At 68.1% G+C, this 18,798-nt stretch carries 19 protein-coding genes and 1 pseudogene; 14 read left to right on the top strand and 6 right to left on the bottom strand.

All coding sequences use genetic code 11. From position 1 onward, the window contains the following. Nucleotides 1–24: 24 nt before the first annotated feature. Genes ACQW02_RS19335 through ACQW02_RS19310 form a run of 6 tightly spaced genes read left to right on the top strand, consistent with a single transcriptional unit; the run spans nucleotide 25 to nucleotide 6,188 of the window. Complete coding sequence (locus tag ACQW02_RS19335; RefSeq protein ID WP_431281544.1) at nucleotides 25–696, top strand: FadR/GntR family transcriptional regulator; 672 nt, start codon at nucleotides 25–27, stop codon at nucleotides 694–696. A 31-nt stretch (nucleotides 697–727) separates the two neighbouring features. Next, on the top strand, nucleotides 728–1,867 hold the full coding sequence (locus ACQW02_RS19330; protein ID WP_431281543.1) for a mandelate racemase/muconate lactonizing enzyme family protein: 1,140 nt from the start codon (nucleotides 728–730) through the stop codon (nucleotides 1,865–1,867). 2 nt (nucleotides 1,868–1,869) lie between these two features. Beyond that, the gene (locus ACQW02_RS19325) at nucleotides 1,870–2,853 is read left to right on the top strand and encodes a hydroxyacid dehydrogenase (RefSeq protein ID WP_431281542.1); all 984 of its coding nucleotides are present in this window, start codon (nucleotides 1,870–1,872) and stop codon (nucleotides 2,851–2,853) included. Beyond that, nucleotides 2,850–4,019 carry a mandelate racemase/muconate lactonizing enzyme family protein gene (locus tag ACQW02_RS19320; RefSeq protein ID WP_431281541.1) on the top strand — a complete coding sequence of 390 codons (1,170 nt, stop codon included), beginning with the start codon at nucleotides 2,850–2,852 and terminating at the stop codon, nucleotides 4,017–4,019. The genes ACQW02_RS19325 and ACQW02_RS19320 overlap by 4 nt, the downstream gene beginning before the upstream one ends. Further along, nucleotides 4,016–5,158 (top strand): mandelate racemase/muconate lactonizing enzyme family protein, encoded by a 1,143-nt coding sequence (locus tag ACQW02_RS19315; RefSeq protein WP_431281540.1) that lies wholly within the window; start codon nucleotides 4,016–4,018, stop codon nucleotides 5,156–5,158. The genes ACQW02_RS19320 and ACQW02_RS19315 overlap by 4 nt, the downstream gene beginning before the upstream one ends. A 49-nt stretch (nucleotides 5,159–5,207) precedes the next feature. Further along, nucleotides 5,208–6,188, top strand: a complete 981-nt coding sequence (locus tag ACQW02_RS19310) for a Bug family tripartite tricarboxylate transporter substrate binding protein (RefSeq protein WP_431281539.1) — start codon at nucleotides 5,208–5,210, stop codon at nucleotides 6,186–6,188. On the opposite strand, the gene ACQW02_RS19305 is transcribed toward ACQW02_RS19310, so the two are convergent. Together ACQW02_RS19305 and ACQW02_RS19300 are read right to left on the bottom strand one after the other, a co-directional pair. Then, the gene (locus tag ACQW02_RS19305) at nucleotides 6,189–7,754 is read right to left on the bottom strand and encodes an ABC transporter substrate-binding protein (protein ID WP_431281538.1); all 1,566 of its coding nucleotides are present in this window, start codon (nucleotides 7,752–7,754) and stop codon (nucleotides 6,189–6,191) included. It lies immediately after the preceding gene. Then, a complete protein-coding gene (locus ACQW02_RS19300; protein WP_431281537.1) occupies nucleotides 7,751–8,536 on the bottom strand; it encodes an alpha/beta fold hydrolase in 786 nt (261 codons plus the stop codon). The genes ACQW02_RS19305 and ACQW02_RS19300 overlap by 4 nt, the downstream gene beginning before the upstream one ends. Before the next feature lie 135 nt (nucleotides 8,537–8,671). Here ACQW02_RS19300 and ACQW02_RS19295 point away from each other — a divergent pair, with 135 nt between their 5' ends. The 8 genes and pseudogenes from ACQW02_RS19295 to ACQW02_RS19260 all read left to right on the top strand — a co-directional run bounded on the left by ACQW02_RS19295 (nucleotide 8,672) and on the right by ACQW02_RS19260 (nucleotide 15,753). Beyond that, entirely contained in the window at nucleotides 8,672–9,541 is an 870-nt protein-coding gene (locus ACQW02_RS19295) for a helix-turn-helix domain-containing protein (RefSeq protein WP_431281536.1), read from the top strand. 91 nt (nucleotides 9,542–9,632) lie between these two features. Next, entirely contained in the window at nucleotides 9,633–10,649 is a 1,017-nt protein-coding gene (locus ACQW02_RS19290; RefSeq protein ID WP_431281535.1) for a branched-chain amino acid ABC transporter permease, read from the top strand. Continuing rightward, complete coding sequence (locus tag ACQW02_RS19285) at nucleotides 10,649–11,488, top strand: branched-chain amino acid ABC transporter permease (RefSeq protein ID WP_431281534.1); 840 nt, start codon at nucleotides 10,649–10,651, stop codon at nucleotides 11,486–11,488. The genes ACQW02_RS19290 and ACQW02_RS19285 overlap by 1 nt, the downstream gene beginning before the upstream one ends. Next, nucleotides 11,478–12,251, top strand: a complete 774-nt coding sequence (locus ACQW02_RS19280) for an ABC transporter ATP-binding protein (RefSeq protein WP_431281533.1) — start codon at nucleotides 11,478–11,480, stop codon at nucleotides 12,249–12,251. Before ACQW02_RS19285 ends, ACQW02_RS19280 begins: the two co-directional genes overlap by 11 nt. Next, a pseudogene (locus ACQW02_RS19275) lies at nucleotides 12,241–12,666 on the top strand (ATP-binding cassette domain-containing protein); the annotation flags it as partial. The gene ACQW02_RS19280 and the pseudogene ACQW02_RS19275, both read left to right, overlap by 11 nt. Before the next feature lie 299 nt (nucleotides 12,667–12,965). Next, nucleotides 12,966–14,153: an ABC transporter substrate-binding protein gene (locus tag ACQW02_RS19270; protein WP_431281532.1), complete on the top strand. Its 1,188-nt coding sequence runs from the start codon at nucleotides 12,966–12,968 to the stop codon at nucleotides 14,151–14,153. Next, on the top strand, nucleotides 14,150–14,884 hold the full coding sequence (locus tag ACQW02_RS19265; RefSeq protein WP_431281531.1) for an SDR family NAD(P)-dependent oxidoreductase: 735 nt from the start codon (nucleotides 14,150–14,152) through the stop codon (nucleotides 14,882–14,884). The genes ACQW02_RS19270 and ACQW02_RS19265 overlap by 4 nt, the downstream gene beginning before the upstream one ends. Beyond that, the gene (locus ACQW02_RS19260) at nucleotides 14,881–15,753 is read left to right on the top strand and encodes an MBL fold metallo-hydrolase (RefSeq protein ID WP_431281530.1); all 873 of its coding nucleotides are present in this window, start codon (nucleotides 14,881–14,883) and stop codon (nucleotides 15,751–15,753) included. The genes ACQW02_RS19265 and ACQW02_RS19260 overlap by 4 nt, the downstream gene beginning before the upstream one ends. On the opposite strand, the gene ACQW02_RS19255 is transcribed toward ACQW02_RS19260, so the two are convergent. From ACQW02_RS19255 to ACQW02_RS19240, 4 genes are read right to left on the bottom strand one after another with little or no spacing between them, the layout of a single operon-like run. Continuing rightward, complete coding sequence (locus tag ACQW02_RS19255; RefSeq protein ID WP_431281529.1) at nucleotides 15,723–16,457, bottom strand: maleate cis-trans isomerase family protein; 735 nt, start codon at nucleotides 16,455–16,457, stop codon at nucleotides 15,723–15,725. The genes ACQW02_RS19260 and ACQW02_RS19255 overlap by 31 nt on opposite strands. After that, complete coding sequence (locus ACQW02_RS19250; RefSeq protein ID WP_431281528.1) at nucleotides 16,454–17,422, bottom strand: phosphoglycerate dehydrogenase; 969 nt, start codon at nucleotides 17,420–17,422, stop codon at nucleotides 16,454–16,456. Before ACQW02_RS19250 ends, ACQW02_RS19255 begins: the two co-directional genes overlap by 4 nt. Beyond that, nucleotides 17,412–17,825, bottom strand: a complete 414-nt coding sequence (locus ACQW02_RS19245) for a VOC family protein (protein ID WP_431281527.1) — start codon at nucleotides 17,823–17,825, stop codon at nucleotides 17,412–17,414. Before ACQW02_RS19245 ends, ACQW02_RS19250 begins: the two co-directional genes overlap by 11 nt. Then, nucleotides 17,825–18,793, bottom strand: a complete 969-nt coding sequence (locus ACQW02_RS19240) for a Bug family tripartite tricarboxylate transporter substrate binding protein (RefSeq protein WP_431281526.1) — start codon at nucleotides 18,791–18,793, stop codon at nucleotides 17,825–17,827. The genes ACQW02_RS19245 and ACQW02_RS19240 overlap by 1 nt, the downstream gene beginning before the upstream one ends. Nucleotides 18,794–18,798 lie beyond the last annotated feature (5 nt).

The raw sequence follows: 18,798 nt of genomic DNA, 5'->3' as shown, positions 1-18,798 counted from the left end.
AACTCGACCCATCTGATCGGCCGGTTGCTGCCCTTCATCGTGCATCGGCGGTTGGAGGCGGGGGACCGTCTGCCGTCCGAACGCGAATTGGCCGAGCGGTTCGGCGTGGGTCGGGGCGCGGTGCGGGAGGCGCTGGCGGTGCTGGAGGCGTTGCGGATCGTCGAACGCCGGCCGAATTCGGGCATCTACCTCTGTGCCGTGGCGCGGCAGGGGTCGATCGAGGCGATGGTCTTGCAGGCCGAATTGGGCGTGCCGCTGGCCGAGGCGGAGGTGCGCGAGGTCGTGGAACTGCGCCGCATCATGGAGATGCAGGCCGTGCGCCTGGCCGCGGAACGCCGGCACGAGGATGACATCGCCCGCATCGACGCGATCCTGGCCGAGGGCGAGGCGGCGATCGCGGCCGGCAAAAACCTGGCCGACAATGACGCGGCGTTTCACCTGGCGATGGTCGAGGCGACGGGGAACCATGTGTTCCTGCGCGTGGTCAACGCCTTCTACCTGATGTCGCGCAACCGGCGCCGCGCCTATTTCGCCGATGGCACGCGCGCGCCGCTGTCGCAGGCGCAGCATGTCGCGATGCGCGATGCCGTGGCGGCGGGGGACCCTGACCGGGCTGAGGCCGCGATGGGTGGGCATTTGCGCGGGGTCGAGGGCTATTGGCTGGAATTGCTGAAGCGACGACCGCGCGAGGAGTGAGTTTTTTCGCCTGGGGGGAAAGCAAAGAAAAATGAAAGTCACTGACGTCATCTGCCATGTGTTGCAGTCGAAGGTGGAGCAGCCCTTCACCTCCGCGCGCGGCTGGCTCTACACCACGCGCGCGTCCTGCATCGTCGAGATCCTGACCGATGAGGGCATCACCGGCTGGGGCGAATGCTATGGCCCGGCGGCGGTGAACAAGACGATCATCGAGACGCAGTATCGCAACCGCGTGATCGGCCGCGATCCCTTCGATGTCGAGGTGGTGTGGGAAGACCTGTACAACCGCATCAAGGATTACGGCCTGACCGGCATGACCATCGCGGCGCTGTCGGGCATCGACATCGCATTGTGGGACATCATCGGACGTGCGGTGAAGAAGCCGATCCACAAGCTGATCGGCGGCGCGCATCGGACGGAAGTCACGGCCTATGCGACGGGCCTGTATTTCATCGACATGGACCGGTTGGTGGAGGAAGCGGTCGAGGAGGCGGAGAAATACGTCGAGCAAGGGTTTCGCGCGATCAAGATGAAGATCGGGCTGGGGGACCCGAAACTCGATCTTCGGCGCGTGGCGGCGGTGCGCGAGGCGATTGGGCCGGATGTGAAACTCGCCGTGGATGCCAATCACTGTTTTACCGTGCCGCAGGCGATCCGGCTGGGTCGCGCGATGGAACCGCTGGACCTGTTGTGGTTCGAGGAACCGATCAGCCCGGAGGATCACGAGGGCTATATCGAAGTGACACGCGCGCTGGATATGGCCGTGGCCGGTGGTGAGAATGACTTTACCCGCTGGGGTTTCCGCGACGTGATCGCGCGCAAGGCGATGGATATCGTGCAGCCGGATGTCTGTGCCGCGGGCGGCATCAGCGAATGCCGGAAGATCGCGGCCATGGCATCCGCGCATGGGGTCGAATGCGTGCCGCATGCCTGGGGCTCGGCGATCGGGCTGGCCGCGACGGTGCAGTTTTTGGCTGCCTTGCCGGATACGCCGCCGGCCTTCCGCCCCATGCCGCCGATGCTGGAATTCGAGCAGACGCCAAACCCCCTGCGCGACCATCTGGCCCAGAATCCGATTGTGCAGAACAGGGGAATCGTGCGCGTGCCGGATGGGCCGGGCCTGGGGATCGAGGTCGATCGCGCCGTGCTGACGCAATACAAGGTGGCGTGACGATGCTGGTTGCCCTGACCGATCCCATCGATCCGGCCGGCGAGGCCTTGTTGCGCGCCGCGGGCCATGACGTGCAACTGCCCGGCGCCGATGGGTTGGATACGCTGTTGAAGAAAGCCGATGCCGTGGTGGTACGGCGCAAGCTGCCGGACGACCTTGCCGCGCGGGCGCCGCGTTTGCGGGGGGCGATCCGCCAGGGCGTGGGGCTGGACATGATCCCGGTGGGGGATTGCACCGCGCATGGCATCCTGGTCGCCAATGTGCCGGGGGCGAATGCGGATTCCGTGGCGGAGTTTGCGATCGCGCAGATGCTGGCGATCCTGCGCCATGCGGAGGCGATGCATGCGGCGCTGCTGACCGACGGCTGGGAGTCTTCCCGCGCACGTACCGCCACGGCCAGCGAATTGCGTGGGCGCACACTTGGCATCGTGGGTGTCGGTGCCATCGGGACGCGGCTTGCCGAGATCGCGAAGCATGGGTTCCACATGCGCGTGCTGGGGTATCGGCGCGACCGCGCATCGCTGCCGCCGGAGGTCGCCTATGCGGCGCTGGACCCGCTGTTTGCCGAGAGCGATTTCATCGTCCTGGCCTGTCCCTTGACCGAGGAAACCCGAGGCCTGGCATCGGCCGCGCGGATTGCCCGGATGAAGCCGAAGGCGTGGATATTGAATGTCGCGCGCGGGCCGGTGATCGATGGCGATGCGCTGCTGGCGGCGCTGCGCGAAGGCCGTATCGGCGGCGCCGCGCTGGATGTGTTTGATGTGCAGCCTTTGGCCGCCGACCACCCGTTGCGTTCGCTGCCGAATGTGCTGCTGACGCCGCATGCTGCGGGGCTGAGCCAGGAGGCCGTGGTGCGCATGAGCACTGGGGCCGCCGAGGACACCATCCGTATCCTGGCCGGCGAGCGGCCCAAAAATTTCGCCAACCCCGAGGCCTGGGACGCATCGCGAACGCGACGCCAGGCGCTGGAGGCCGCAGGTCCATGAAGATCACCCATGTCCGCGCCACCTGGTGCCGCGTGCCGATCCCGTATGAACGGCAGCACACCAGCGATTTCGGCCGCGTCACCACCTTTGATTCCGTCATCGTGCGGATCGACAGCGATGCCGGCCTGACAGGATGGGGCGAGGCCAAGGCGGGAGTCGGCAGTGCGGCGGCCTGTGCCGGCTTGGCGGCGATCATCAATGATGACTACGCGCCGCTGCTGATGGGGCAGGACCCGCGCGATATCTCGCGGCTGTGGGACACGATGTACAATACCCCGCGTGAGGGGTTTGCCATCGCCAATGGACACGGCCTGCCGCAACTGGGGCGGCGTGGCCTGTCGATCGCCGCCATCGCGGGGGTGGATGTCGCGCTGTGGGACATCCTGGGCAAGTCGCTGGGCGTGCCGGTGTGGCGGCTGTTGGGCGGGCGCCGGGTGGAACGGATGCCGGCCTATGCCTCGGGCGGCTGGGCGGATGCGGGGACTATCGGCGCGCAGCTGCAGGGGTATTGCGACAAGGCGGGCTTCCGCGCGGTAAAAATGCGGGTGGGGGTGATGGATGGATCGCCGGCGCGATCCGCGGCGCGGGTTCGTGCGGCCAGGAAGACGCTGGGACCGGACATCAAGCTGATGGCCGATGCGCATGGCACCTGGACCGTCGCGGAAGCCCGCGCCTTCTGCCGCATGGTCGAGGATGAGGATCTGTTCTGGTTCGAGGAACCGGTCAGCAGCGACGACAAGCAGGGGTTGGCGGAGGTGCGGCGCTGTTCGACCGTGCCGATCAGCACGGGCGAAAGCGAATTCACCCGGCATGATTTTCGCGAGATCGCGGAACTGCGCGCGGCCGATGTGCTGCAACCGGATCTGGCGATCGCGGGCGGGCTGACCGAGGGGTTGCGGATTTCGGCGCTGTGTTCGGCGTTCAACCTGCGCCTGGCGCCGCATCTGTGGTCGGGGGCGCCGGCCTTTGCCGCGGGGATGCATCTGGCCGCGACGCAGAGTGCGGGGTTCATCCTGGAATATTCGCTGGGTCACAACCCGATGCTGCATGATTTGATCGAGGAGGATTTCCCTGTCGTGGACGGGCATGTCGCAATTCCGGACCGGCCGGGGCTGGGCATCACGGTGCGTGACTCCTTCCTTGAACAATATGGGGTGCGCGCGTGAGCAGGATCGCGAATATCGAGGCGTTTCCGACCTCCTTCCCGGTGCCGCCCGGTGGTGGCGTGGCGCTGGGTGTCGGGCGGGCGGTGAAGCGCGATGCGGTGGTGGTGAAGGTGACCACCGAGGATGGGCTGGTCGGCTGGGGCGAAAGCCATCACGGCCGCGCGCATACCGCCGTCGCGGCGCTGTTGCAGACCACGCTGAAGCGCCTGGTGCTGGGCATGGATACGACGGATACTGTGGGTGTCTGGCAGAAAATCTATCGCGGGCAATTGGCGAGCCATGGCATGGGCGCGGGATGTGCCCTGGCCATGTCGGGGTTGGACATGGCCTTGTGGGATATCAGGGGCAAGGCGGTTGGCTGGCCCTTGTATCGGCTGCTGGGCGGCGCGGCGCGGGCGGTGCCGGCCTATGCCGGTGGCGTGGCGCTCGGTTACCAGCCGCCCGATGAATTGGTGACGGAGGCGCGGCCGCATGTGGAGGCGGGGTATCGCGCGGTGAAACTGCGCATCGGCGATACCGTGAAGAACGACATCGCGCGGATGGAGGCGGTGCGCGAGGCCTTTGGCGATGGACTCGATATCCTGGCCGATGCGAACACCGCCTATCGCCTGGATGACGCGCGGCGGGTGATGCCGGCGATGGATGCGCTGAACATGGGCTGGCTGGAAGAGCCCTTTCCGCCGCACGACCGGCGCGCCTATGCCGAGGCGCGCAGCTATGGCCATACGCCATTGGCGGCCGGGGAGAATCATTTCACCCGCTATGAATTCGCGCCGCTGCTGGATGATGGCGCGATCGGCATCTGGCAGCCGGATTTGTCGAAATGCGGTGGGATCACCGAGGCCTTGCGGATCGCGGCCATCGCATCCGCGCATAAGATCCCGGTGCATCCGCATTCCTCGATGACGGGGCTGAACCAGGCGGCGTCGATCCACTTTTTGTGCGCCATCGACAATGCCGGGTATTTCGAGGCTGACGTCTCGGTCGGCAACCTGTTCCGCGATGCGCTGGTCAGCGAGCCCTGGCGCATCGGCGCGGATGGCTGCGTGCGACCGAACGAAGGCCCCGGCATCGGCGTGGATGTAGATGAGGAATGGCTGCGCGCGCATCCCGCGATCGAGGGCCCCGGATACGTTTAACCACGACCGCCCCGGCACGAGGGCGGCGCTCAACAGACAGGAGGCGTCCATGAAGACCATCACCCGCCGCATCGCCGCGATGGCGTTGCTGACCGGCGCGTTGCTTGCCGCACCCGCGCAGGCGCAGGAAGCGGCCTTTCCCAATCGTGGGGTGCGGTTCCTCAATCCCTTCGCGCCGGGCGGCACGTCGGATCTGATCGGGCGGATTCTGGCGGATCAATTGAGCCAGCAGATCGGCCAGCGCGTCGTGGTCGATACCAAGACCGGCGGCGGCGGCGTGATCGCGACGCAGGAATTGGTGCGCAGTGCGCCGGATGGCTACACGATCCTGCTGGCATCGATGGGCATCATGACCATCACGCCGCAGATGCAGACGGTGCCCTATGACGTGGCGACGGATATCGTGCCGGTGGCGTCGATTGCCTCGGTCTACAATATCCTGGTGACGGGGCCGCAATCGCCGATCCGCACCTGGCAGGACCTGGCGCGGCTGGGGCGGGACCGGTCGCGCACGACCACTTGCGCGACGGTGGGCGCGGGGTCCAGCCAGCAATTGTCCTGCATCCTGTTTTCCGCGCTGACCGGGGCGCAGATCACGCAGGTGCCGTATCGTGGCGGGGCGCCGGCGATCCTGGACATCACCTCGGGCCGGGTCGATGTGATGTTCGGCAATATGCCGGAGTTTCTGGGCCAGATCCGCGATGGTGGGCTGCGGGCCGTGGCCTATGGCGCGGCCGCGGCATCGCCCTTGATGCCGGAACTGCCGGTGATCTCGACCGATGGCTTGCCGGGTTTCGTGATCCCGAGCTGGTTTGCCGTGGTGCTGCCGGGCCGCACGCCGGATGCGATCACCGACCGCTGGAACACCGAGTTGAACCGGGCGCTGGCGGCACCCGATGTGCAGCGCCGTTTTGCCGAGAACGGGCTGCAGCGCCTGGGCGGCACGCGGCAGGATTTCCAGCGGCAGATCGAGGCGGACCGGGTGCGCTGGGGTGCGATCATCCGGGAACACAATATCCGCCCGGACTGATCACTCGATCCGCGTCAGGTAGAGCTTGATGACGTTGTCGGGCATCAGCGGCGTGGTCACGTTGCTCCGCGCCCCCCAGGCCAGGAATTGCTGGTGCAGGGGAATGTGCCCGACCTCGTCGCGATGGATGCCCAAAACTTCACCGATCATCGCGCGGCGGGCGGTGGGGTTGGTTTCCTGTTGGATGCGCGGGATCAGGGCCTCGATCCGCGCATTCTCATAGCCGCCGGAGTTGAAGGTGCCGCGACCGTCGCGGGGCGCCGCCAGCAGCGACACGATGGGGTTGAAGGCGTCGTAGGTCGGCGTGGACCAGGATTGCAGGTAGAAGCTGGTGTTGCGCGACAGCACCTTCTGGCCCCATTGCGCGCGGGGGCGGATGTTCGGCACCACGCGGATGTTGATCCGCGCCAGCATGGACACGAGCGAGGTGCAGATCGCCTGGTCGTTCACCAGGCGGTCGTTGGGGCAATCCAGCCCGACCTCGAACCCGTCCGCCAGCCCCGCTTCCGCCATCAGGCGCCGTGCCTGGGCGATATCGACGGCGGGGCGGGTGTCGAGGGCGGAATCGTAGCCCTCCACCCCCGGCCCGAGGATCAGCCCCGCGACGCGCGATTGGCGGCGCATGATGGTCTGGTGGATCGCCTGGGCATCGGTCGCCAGCAGCACGGCCTGGCGCACGCGCAGATCCTGGAACGGGTTGCGGCCGCGCAGAGGGCTGTCGGTCAGTTCGGCGCGGGACTGGTCCATGCCGAGGAAGACGGTGCGCATCTCCGGCCCTTCCAACACGCGCAGGCCGGGGGTGGCGCTGACGCGGGGGATGTCCTGCACCGGGACGGGTTCCATCAGGTCCAACTCGCCCGACAGGAGGGCCGCGACGCGGGTCGGCGCATTGGCGATGGGGCGGAAGATGACTTCGGTCAGGTTGTGCCGGGGCGTGTCCCACCAGTCGGGGTTCACGGCGAAGACCGTGCGACTGTCGGGTTCGCGCAGGGCCAGGCGGAAGGGGCCGGTGCCATTGGCGTTGCGGGTGGCGAAGTTTTCCCGCTGCTGGCGGATATCGACGGGGGCGGTGGCGCCGACACGTTCGGCCCAGGCGCGAGACATCATGCCGAGGAAGACGATCTCCCGCGGCAGGATGGGATTGGGGCCGCGGGTGGTGATTTCGACGGTCAGGGGATCGACGGCGCGGACCTCGCGCACCGTCGCGACGGGGACTTTCAGGTCGCTGCCCTCGGTGGCGGCGCGGGCGAAGGAGAAGACGACGTCATCGGCGGTGAAGGGCGTGCCATCCTGGAAGCGCACGCCGGGGCGCAGGCGGAAGCGCCAGAGCTCGGGTTCGGGGTTTTCCCAGGACAGGGCGAGGGAGGGTTCCAACTCCAGCCGCTCGTTCATCCGCACCAGGCCTTCGTAGATGGAGGCGAGGGTGGCCTGGGTGAAGGTTTCGTAGAGCCCGTGCGGGTCCATGGTCCGGACATCGCCGACCGAGGCGTAGCGCAGGGTGCGGGCCTGGGCCGGCAGGGTCGCGATGGCGGCGGCCAGGACCAGGGGGGTGAGTTGGCGGATCATGCGGCGTCTCCGATGCGGGCCAAAAATTCGGCCAGGGCCGCCTGGAAGGCCGCGGGCGCCTCCCACATCGGGGCGTGGCCGGAGGTTTCGAACAGGGCGAGGCGGGCGCCCGAAATGCCGGCCAGCAGGCGTTCGGCATGGTCCATGGTGCGGCCATGGTCGCGGGCGCCGTGCAGGACCAGGGTGGGGCAGGCGATGCGGGGTAGCAGGGGTTCCAGGTCGGTCGCGACCAGGCTGCGCTGGGCGGCCAGCATGCCGTCCAGAGGGGCGCGGGTGGCGGTGTCCACATAGGCGTCGAACTGCGCCTGGTCGGGGATATGGGCGAACCAATGGCGGCTGATGGCATCGAGGTTCTGCCGCGTCGCACCCCCGGCTTCGAGGTCGGCCAGGACCTGCAAGGCGATGCCGTGGTTACGGATGGAGGGGCCGGTGGCGACCAGCGCCAGCCCGGCGACGCGGCCGGGATAGGTGATCGCGGTCTGCTGGCAGACCACGCCGCCCATGGAATGGCCGCAGATCACCGCGCTGGGCAGGCCGAGGGCGGCGATGAAACCATCCAGCCGCTGGGCGAAGGCGGGGATGGTGTAGCCGTCGGGCGGTGGATCGGACTCGACGAAATTGTTGATGGCATAGCCACGCCAGCCCGGCGGCAATGCTGCCATGGTGCTGGCCCAGAGGCCGGAGGAGGAGCCGAAGCCGCCATGCACGAAGACGATGGCGCGGGGGCCGGCCCCGGCTTCGGTATAGGCGACGCGGGCGCCGTCGATGGTGATGTGGGTCATGCTGCACATGGCCTGAGCATTTCGGAAGGCGGGGGCGCGCTCAAGCCACGAGTTTGAGCAGGGTGGCCGATTTGCGGCACGAAATGGGTAATTTGGGATTATGTCCCGAAAACGGGACGGCGTTAGGATCGCCGGATGAGTGACGACGACCTCGACCGGTATCCGGGCATTGGCGAGAGGCTGCGGGCGCATCGGCTGGGCCTTGGGCTGTCGGCCGAGGCGATGGCGGAGCGGCTGCGTGTCTCAAGGACCGCGCTGTATCGGTATGAGCGGGGCGAGCCACCAAAGCTGCCGATGCTGGAACGGGCGGCGGCGGTGCTGGGGCTGCCGCTGGGCACCTTGCTGGGGGTGGGGGTGGAGTGGTTCGCCTCACCGCTCGCCTTCTTCGAGAGGCTGCGCCAGGTCGAGGAGGTCGCCGAGCAGTTGTTCGTGCTCTTCGGGCCGCTGTCCTTGTTGCTGACATCCGACGACTACGACGCGCTGATGCCGGAACTGGTGGCCGAGGCGCTGCCGCCGGGGCAGGACCCCGCGCCGCTGCTGGCGACCCTGCGCCGGCGCAAGGCGACCTGGGAGAGGCGCCGGCCCGGGGTGATCAGCATGCTGTCCCTGCCGGAGGTGGAACGGACCCTGGCCGATGGGATCGCCGCGCGGCACGACCTGCCGCCGGCGGTGCAAGCGGCACGGCGCGCGGCCGCGCGGGCCGAGATCCTGCATGTCGCGCGGCTGGCCGAGGCGCCGCCGCGTGGGGTGCAGATCGGCTTACTGCTGCAATCGGTCCCGACGACGGGGTTTTCGCTGGCGCGGGCGCGGCGGGAGACGGCGCTGGCGGTCAGCCCGTTTCGCCTGGGCGGGCAGTCGAACCTGGCGACCGGGATCGCGCTGGTGACGAGCGCGCCGGATGCGGTGCGGCTGCATGATGATGTGGCGGAAAAACTGTGGCGGGAGTCGATCAAGGGCGACGCGGCGGCGGGGATTTTGCGGCGTGCGGTCGCGGCGGCGGAATGACCGAATGTGGGCTTGCGCGCGGCAGGGAAATCAAGACCTGATGGCGTCAGGATTCGTGGGAGATGTCGTTGCTGCGCCATAGGCATATCCCGTGACGGGCGTGATCCGCGCCGCGCATCCGCTGTTGCTCAGCGCAGGTGCTGCCGCCCTGTGCATCGCGCTGATCGCGGCCATCGCGGCGCTGCCCGGGGGCAGCACCCTGGCGCAGCAGATCGTCTCCGGCCTGATGCTGGGGGGCATCTATGTCGCGGTCGCGGTGGCCTTCACCCTGACCATCGGCGTGTTGAATTTTTTGAACTTCACCATTCCCACGATGTTCATGTTGACCGGCATGGTGGCCTGGGGCCTGGCGAGATACGGCCTGCCCTTTGGCCTGTCGGGCGGGGTGCATTGGGCGCTGGCGCTGCTGGGCGGGATCCTGGTGGCGATCCTGGCGTCGCTGGTGGTGGAGCGTTTCACCTTTCGCTACCTGAAGACCCGGCATGGCGATGCGACGGAACATGCGATCCCGCTGGTGTCATCGCTCGGCTTCATGCTGATCTTCGAACACTTGGTGCTGATCGTATTGGGGTCGGAGGCGCAGAGCTTTCCGGTGCGGTTCCGGCTTGACCTGCATATCGGCCCGCTGGTGGTGGGGATGCCGCAACTGGCGTCCTTGCTGATGTCGCTGGCGATCGTGTTCTGGCTGTCCTGGCTGCTGAAGACGACGCAGATCGGCCGCGCGCTGCGCGCCATCGCGGAAAGCCCGGATACCGCGACCCTGCTGGGGGTGGAGGTGTCGCGCATCGTGCCGGTGGTGTTCGTGTTGAGCGGCTTGCTCTGCGGCGTGGCGGGGGCCTTGTTCGTCGTGAACTACAGCGATGTCTCGCCCTTCATGGGCGATCATGTCGGGACCAAGGCGATCGCGGCGATGGTGCTGGGCGGGATCGGTTCGATCTGGGGTGCGATCGCCGGGGGCTTGCTGGTCGGGTTGCTGGAAACCCTGGGCATCCATTTCTTCGGTGGCGACGCGGCGCAGGTGGTGGTCTGGACGGCGCTGCTGGCGGCGATCGTGCTGCGGCCGCAGGGGCTTTTTGGCGGGTCGCGCATCGGCAAGGGCAAGCTGTGATGTCGGGGTATTGGTCGGGCATTCTCGCGATCCTGGCGATCAACGTGATCTTCGCCTACGGCATCTTCGTGACCGCTGCGGCGGGGCAGTTGAACCTGGGGGGCGCGGGGTCAATGGCGATCGGCGCCTATGCGGCGGCGATGCTGGGCGATCATATGGGCTGGTCGCCGGCGCTGACGATTCCGGCGGCGACCTTGATCACGGCGCTGGTCGGGTTTGCCATCGCCTTCCCGGTGTTGCGGACGCGGGGCGTGTACATGGTGCTGGCGACCTTCGCCTTTGCACAGGTCGTCACGGGTATCATCCTGACGCAGCCGGCGCTGGGCGGCGCGATGGGGCTGGTCGTGGTCGAATATGTCGATCTGCCGGTGCTTCTGATGGCGGCGGGCGGGACGGTCGTCTTCGTCTTCTGGCTGATGGCGACGCGGTTCGGGCTGGCGATGCGGGCGCTGCATGATGATGAACTGGTATCGACCCTGATGGGCGTGCCGGCGCGCGGCGTGCAGGTCGCGAGTTTCGCGATTGGCGCCGGGTTGGCGGGGCTGGCGGGCGGGCTTTACGCGCATCATTTCTCGTTTGTGGAGGCGCAGTATTTTTCGCCGCTGCTATCGACCTATGTGCTGCTCTTCGTGCTGATCGGTGGCACGCAGACGGCCTGGGGGCCGCTGGTCGGGGCGACGTTTTTTACCTTGGTGCCGGAGATGCTGCGTATCGGCGGTTCCTGGCGCTATGTCGTCTTCGGCGCCATCATCGTCGCCATGATGATTGTCCGGCCCGAGGGCATCGTGACGCGCACCTTGCTGGCCCGCCTGCGTTGGCGGCGCGCCGATGCCCGCTGACGCGCTGCTGGCCCTGGAGGGGGTGCAAAAATCCTTCGGCGGGTTGAAGGTGGTCGATGACGTCAGTTTCGCCGTGCCGCGCGGTGGGCGCTTCGGGTTGATCGGGCCGAATGGCGCGGGCAAGACGACGGTGTTCAACCTGATTTCCGGCGTCTATCCGATCGATGCGGGCGACATCCGGCTGGATGGGCGGTCCATCGCGACGCTGCCGCCGCGGGAGCGGGTGCTGGCAGGGCTGGCGCGGTCGTTCCAGAACATCCGGCTGATGCCGCATCTGTCGGCGGTGGAGAACGTCATGCTGGGGCAGCATGCGCGCGCGTCGGGACTGGGCGCGCTGCTGACGCCGATCGGCTGGATGCCGCGCGGGCGCTGGCGGCGGGCGGCCGAGGCGTTGCTGGCCGAGGCGGGGCTGGACATCGACCCGGGTGAGGTCGTCGCCAACCTGCCCTATGGCATCCGCAAGAAGATCGAGGTCGTGCGTGCGCTGGCCAGCAACCCGACCCTGCTGCTGCTGGACGAACCCGCGGCGGGGCTGAACCCGAGCGAGACGGCGGAACTTGCGCGCTTCCTTGGCCGCATCGCCGATGGGGGCACGACCTTGCTGGTGGTCGAGCACGACATGGGCTTCGTCAACCAGGTCTGCGACCAGGTGGTGGTGCTGAATTTTGGCGCCAAGATTTTCGAAGGCACGCAGGCGGAGGCGCGGCGCGATCCGCTGGTGCGCGAGGCCTACCTCGGGCAGGAGCAGACCGATGCTGCTTGATGTCGAGGCGCTGGATGTCCGCTATGGCCGCACCCATGCCGTGCGCGGCGTGTCGATCGGTGTGGGCGCGGCGGAGATCGTCACCGTGCTGGGCGCGAATGGCGCCGGCAAGTCCACGCTTCTGAAGGCGATCCAGGGCGCCGTGCGGCCTGGCGCCGGGCGGGTCGTGCTGGATGGTGCGGATATCACCGCGCTGAGCGCACCCGAACGGGTGCGGCGCAAACTGGTGCTGGTGCCGGAGGGACGGCAGATCCTGGTCAGCATGACGGTGCATGACAACCTGCTGATGGGTGCCTATGGCCGGCGCGATGCGGCGGTCGCGGGCGATATAGAGGCAATCTACGCGCGGTTTTCCAACCTGGCGGCCCGGCGCGACATGCCCGCGTCGATTCTTTCGGGTGGGGAACAGCAGATGCTGGCGATCGGCCGCGCGCTGCTGGCGCAACCGCGCGTGATGATGCTGGACGAGCCGTCGCTCGGCCTGTCGCCGCTGCTGGTCGGGCGGTTGTTCGACCTGATCCGCGAATTGAACCGCGACGGGTTGGCGATCCTGCTTGTCGAACAGAACACGCGCATGGCGTTGCGGACCGCGGCGCGTGGGTATGTGATGGAACTCGGCCGCGTCGTGCTGGAAGGCCCGGCGGCGTTGCTGGCGGATAATGAGGCGCTGGCCGCGGCCTACCTCGGCGGTCACTGATGACAGGAGACAGGACGATGCTGCGCAGGACCATCCTTGGGGCCGCCACCGGCGTGCTTGCCGCACCCGCCGTGCTGCAGGCGCAGGCGGGGGAGATTGTCATCGGCCTGACCATGGTGAAGTCGGGGCCGCTGAAGTCGCCGGGGGAGGCGACGGAGACCTCGGTCGATCTCGGCGTCGCGGAGGTCAATGCCGCCGGCGGGATCAACGGCAAGCCGATCCGGCTGGTGAAGTTCGACACCGGCTCCGACCCGCGCCAGGCGGCGACGGCGGCCCAGAAATTCGCGCGGGACGACAATGCGCTGGCGATCATCGGGCCGTTTTCTTCCGGTGAGGCGGCGGTCGCCTTTCCGGTCGGGGAACGGCTGGGCATCGTGCAGATTCCGAATTCCGCGACGCAGCCGAATTTGACCGGGAATTTTACCTACGCCTGGCGGCTGACCGAGGATGAGGGCAAGCAGTTCGGGCGGCTGCTGACCTCGCTGGAACGCAAGCAGATCCCGATGAGCCGGGCCGAGATCATCTATGTCTCGGATGAGCGGATTTCGAACATCACCGCGACGATGTTCTATCCGGGGCTGCTGCGCGCGCGGAACGTGACGTTTGGCGAACCGGTGTCCTTCCAGTATCGCACCTTCGACGTGGCGCCGCAGGTGACCCAGATCATGCAGCGCAACCCGCAGGTCGTGGCCATGGCGGCGACGCCGGATTCGGCGGGCAAGGTGCTGCGCGAATTGCGCCGCCAGGGGTTCGCCGGGCGCGTGATCGGATCGCAGATCTTTGCCGATCCCAACTCGGTCGAATTGTTCGGGCCGGAGGGCGATGGGATGCTGATCGTCGCCGGGTTCTGGTGGGACCGGAACGATGCGACGCGCGAATTCACCCGCAAATACGCGGCGGAGAACGCGCGCCGTGGCCTGCCGCAAAAACGCATCCCGCATCACAGCGACGCCCAGGCCTATGACATCGTCTTCCTGATGAAGCAGGCGATGGAACGAGCGCGCGTCACCGGCGATCCGGCGCGGGTGGTGGCCGAACGCACCGCCATCCGCGATGCGCTGCAAGGCATCCGCTTCACCGGGGTGAGTGGCGAGAACACCTGTTTCGACGCGGCGCGCGATGCGGAATTGCCGGGCTTCATCATCGAAATCCGCAACCAGCAATGGTCGCTGTTCGACAGCTTTCCTGCCGACAATTGCACATGACGGCGCGGCGCCTGGCGGTGCTGGGCGGGGCGGGCGGCATCGGGCGGGCCTTGGTCACGCGGGCGGTGGCCGAAGGGTGGCGGGTCAGCGTGCTGGACCTGCCGGCCTCGCTGGCGCGGCATCGGGTGCCGGATGGGGTCACGGCGATTCCGGTCGATGGCACCAACGTGGAGTCCGTGCAGGCGGCCTTTGCCGAATTGGGCGGGTTGGAAGGCTTCGTGAACCTGGCGGGCTTCCTGATCGAGATGCGCCGGATGGAGGACGTCGATCCGGTGTTCTGGGATGAAGTCGTGGCGGGCAATCTGCGCACCGCCTTCCTGACCGCGCGCGCGGCGCTGCCATTGCTGGCCAAGGGAAACGCGCCGGCCATGGTGCAGATGGTGTCGGGCCTGGCCGCCCATACACGGCCCGGCTATGGCCCCTATGCGGCCTGCAAGGCGGCGATGGTGTCGATGACCAAAACCCTGGCGCTGGAGGCGGCGCCGGCCATCCGCGTCAATGCCGTTGGGCCGGGGGCGGTGGACACCGCGTTTCTGCGCGGCGGCACCGGGCGGTCGGATGAGGCGGCGACACAGCACCTCGATGCCGCGGCCTATGGCGCGATGATCCCGTTGGGGCGGATCGCGGTGGCCGAGGATGTGGTGGGGCCGGTGATGTTCCTGCTGGGACCGGACAGCGGCTACATGACGGGCCAGACTCTTTGGGTGAATGGTGGAGCCTATATGCCATGAGTGACTGGCGTCTGGACCTTGGCGGCATCGTGCTGCGCGGGGTGGCGGATGAGGATCCGTTTGCCGTGCCGCGGCAGGTGATTTTTCCGGAGGCAGAGCCTGGGTTGCTGGCGCGGTCGCTGGCGCTGGATCCGCTCGGCGGCGATGTGGCCGCCGATGATGTGCTGCTGCGGGTGCAGGTGTTTGCCATCGAGGCCTTTGGCCGCACCGTGCTGGTCGATGGCGGCATCGGCGATGACAAGGAACGCCCGGTGCGCGCGGCCTGGCATCGGCGGCACACGGATTTCCTGGATCGGCTGGGCATCGCGCCGGAGGATGTGGATGCGCTGCTGTTCACCCATCTGCATGCCGACCATGTCGGCTGGGCGACGCGACTGATCGATGGCCGCTGGGTGCCAACCTTTCCGCGTGCGCGGCATATCGTGGCGGCGGGGGAATACGCATACTGGGCGGCGCGGGATGCGGTGGCGCCGGTCAACCATGGGTCCTTCCGCGACAGCGTGCTGCCGCTGATGGAGGCGGGGTTGCTGGACCAGGTGCCGGATGACCACGCGCCCTTTCCGGGGCTGCGGTTTCGCCCGCTGCCGGGGCATTGCCCGGGGCAGGTCGGCGTGATGCTGCAAGGCACGCGTCAAAGCGCGCTGATCGCCGCCGATGCGGTGCATCATCCGATGCAGTTGCTGGATCCGTCGCTGGTCTCGGCCTTCTGTTCCGATCCGGCGCAGGCGCGGGTGACGCGCAAGGCGCTGCTGGAGGAAGCCGTGAGCGAAGGCCTGGCGCTGGTACCGCACCATGCGCGGGGGCGGTCGCTGTGGCACATCACGCGCGATGGCGATGCCTATGGGCTGGCCGCGAACAACCGTCCGTAGGGCAGGCGGTCCGTCACGCCGGCGCGGCGCAAGGCGGACCAGAGCAGGGCCTGGTTGCTGCTGACCACGGGGCGGTCGATGCGTTGTTCCAGCGCCTCGATCAGTGGGAAGGTGATCAGGTTCGTGCCGCTGAGCATCACGGCGTCGGCGCGATCGACCGGCAGGGGGGCGAGGGCGGCGTCGATCACCTCCGGCCCGATCATGTGGATGCCGAGCTTGCGGCCCGGGGCGTAGGTCTGGTGGCCGAGGGAGGCGACGGCGATGACCTCGATCCCCTCGCCGGAAAGGAAGGCTGCTTCGTGCCGCGTCACGGCGTCGGAGAAGGGGGATAGCAGCACCACGCGGCGCCCGCCGACCGCGAGCAGCGCATCGGCCATGGCGGCCCCTGCCGTGACGCCGGGGCGGCCGGCGGCTTCGGCGATCAGGGTTTCCATCTCACGCCGCGGATTGACCGCGGAGGGCGCGGTGCAGCCGAAGGCGACCACATCGACGCCGGCTTCGGCGACCAGGGCCGCGGCTTCGCGCAGGTCGGCGCGCAGCACCGTCATTTCCTCGGGTGAGCGCGCGAGGGGGTTCAGGCGCATGCGGGTGGCGTGGAGCGAGACGCCGGGGGGAAGGGCGGATTGCCATTCCGCCTCGTTCACCGTGTTGTTTGGCGGCACGATCAGGCCGAGTTTCGCGCGGCTGCTCAAGGGATGGGTCATGCGATGTTCCAGGGCGGGACGCCGGGTTCGGGCAGGGCGTTGTGCAGGATGCCGTCGATGGCGATGCGGCCCATGGCCAGGCGGGCTTCCTCCGCGCTGCCGCCGATGTGCGGGGTCGCGAAGAAGTTCGGCAGGTCGATGAGCGCCTGGTCGATCTCGGGTTCCGTGGCAAAGACATCGGCGCAGGCGGCGGCCAGGCGGCCGTCGCGCAGGCGGTCGGCGAGGGCGGCTTCATCCACGATCTCGCCGCGCGCGGTGTTGATCAGCACGCAATCGGGGCGCAGGCGGTCGAGCAGGGCGGGGCCGTAAAGGCCGCGCGTTTCCGGCGTCAACGGGATGTGCAGCGACAGCACTTCGGATCGCGCCAAGAGTTCGTCGAGGCTGACGGCGGTGACGCCATGGGCATCGAAAAAAGCGCTGCGGTCCATGATGTCGTGGGCCAGGACCGTGCAACCAAAAGGGGCCAGCAGGCGCACGACATGCTGGCCGATATGGCCGCAGCCATGCAGCCCGACGACGCGGCCCGACAGCAGCCGCCCCATACGCTGGGCTGGGCGTTCGCCACGGCGCAGCGCCGCGTTCAGCGCGCCCATGTGGCGCAGCGACACGAGCGCGAAGGCGATGACCAGTTCGGCGATGGCCAGTGCGTTCGCGCCCGGTGCCCAGCCCAGGCGGATGCCGCGCCGGCGCATGGCGGCCAGGTCCAGCATGTCGGTGCCGGTGCCGAGCTTGGCGACGATGCGCAACTCCGGCAGGCGGGCGATGATCTCGGCGGTCAGGTGCTCCAGACCGACGACGGCGACGTCATGGCCTTGCAGGAAGGCGACCAGCGCATCGCCTTCCAGCCGGTAGGGGGACTGGTGCAGTTTCGCGTCGGGGTAGAGCGCAAGTAGTTCGGCGCGCAGCAGCGGGTGCTGGCAGAAGGACGGCGAGGCGACGGCGATGCGCGGCGTGTCAGCCGGCATGGGCTTGTTGCAGCAGTTCGAACAACACGCCGCCCGTGGTGGCGGGGTCGAGGAAGGCGACGCGGGTGCCGGCATGGCCCTGCATTGGCGCTTCGGTGCGGAAGCGCAGGCCCTTGGCGCGGAGTTCGGCCATGGCGGCGTCGATGTCCTCGACCTCCAGGCAGATGTGGAACAGGCCCTCGCCCTTCTCGGCGATGAAGGCGGGGACCGAGGAGCCGGGGCCTTGGGGCCGCAGCAATTCCACGGCGCTTTCACCGATGGGATAGACGGCGATGTCCAGCGACGAGGCCGCGCGGTGTTCGCGATGCGGCGCCGGTAAGCCAAAAGCATCGCCGAGGATGGCGTCGAGCGGGCCCATGTCGCTGACGGCGATGGCGACGTGATGCAGGCGGGTGATGCGCATCAGTCCAGCCGGAAGCCGGATTGCTGCACGACGTCGCGCCAGACGGGGGCTTCGGCCTGCATCTGGGCGGCGAATTCCGCCGGTGAGTTGCAGACCGCTTCGGTCCCGAGGCGGCGCAGCCCCTGTTGGACCTCGGGCTCCTGGCAGGCTTCGCGGAAGGCGGCGGCGACGCGGGCGATGGCGGCGGGGGGCGTGCCGCGGGGGGTCAGCAGGCCGTTCCAGGTTTCGAAGCGGAAGCCCGGGAATCCTTGCTCCGCGACGGTCGGCACCTCGGGCGCCATGGTGGAACGCGCGGCGCCGGAGGTCGCGATGACCCGCACCTCACCGCTGGCCAGGAAGGGCGCCATGTCGGAGGGGTTGCCGAAATAGGCCGCGGTGCGGCCGACCAGCAGGTCCTGGATCGCCGGCGCGCCGCCGCGATAGGGAATGTGCTGGATGTCGAGGTTGGCGCGCATCGCCAGCATGATCATCACCAGATGCGTGCCCGATCCGGCGCCGCCGCTGGCATAGTCCAGCGCCCCCGGCCGCGCCCGTGCCGCCGCGACGAAATCGCCGAGGGTGCGGAAGGGCGATGCGGCGGGAACGCCCAGGAAGAACGGATTGGCCGCGAGGTTCACCGTCGGGACCAGATCCGTCATCGGATTGTAGGACAGCCGCATCAGCACCGGCAGCACCATCAGATGCGACGGCGAGAGCATGATGTAGGAATAGCCATCGGGCGGCGCGCGCGTGATGAAATCCCCGGCGACGGCGCCATTCGCGCCACTGCGGTTTTCGATCACGATGGGCTGGCCGAGGCGCGGCCCGGTGCGATCGGCGAAGAGCCGCGCCAGGCTGTCGGAAATGCCGCCCGGCGGGAAGGGCACGACGATGCGCACCGGGCGATTGGGCTGCCAGGTGTCCTGTGCCGAGGCGGTGAAGGGGGCGAGCAGCAACCCGCACAGCAAGGCCAGTTTGCGTAGCGTCATGGGAT

The organism is Humitalea sp. 24SJ18S-53, assembly GCF_050632385.1.
Lineage (GTDB): Bacteria > Pseudomonadota > Alphaproteobacteria > Acetobacterales > Acetobacteraceae > Humitalea.
The sequence above is the reverse complement of the archived record's forward strand: the minus strand, read 5'-3'. Positions and strand labels throughout refer to the sequence as shown.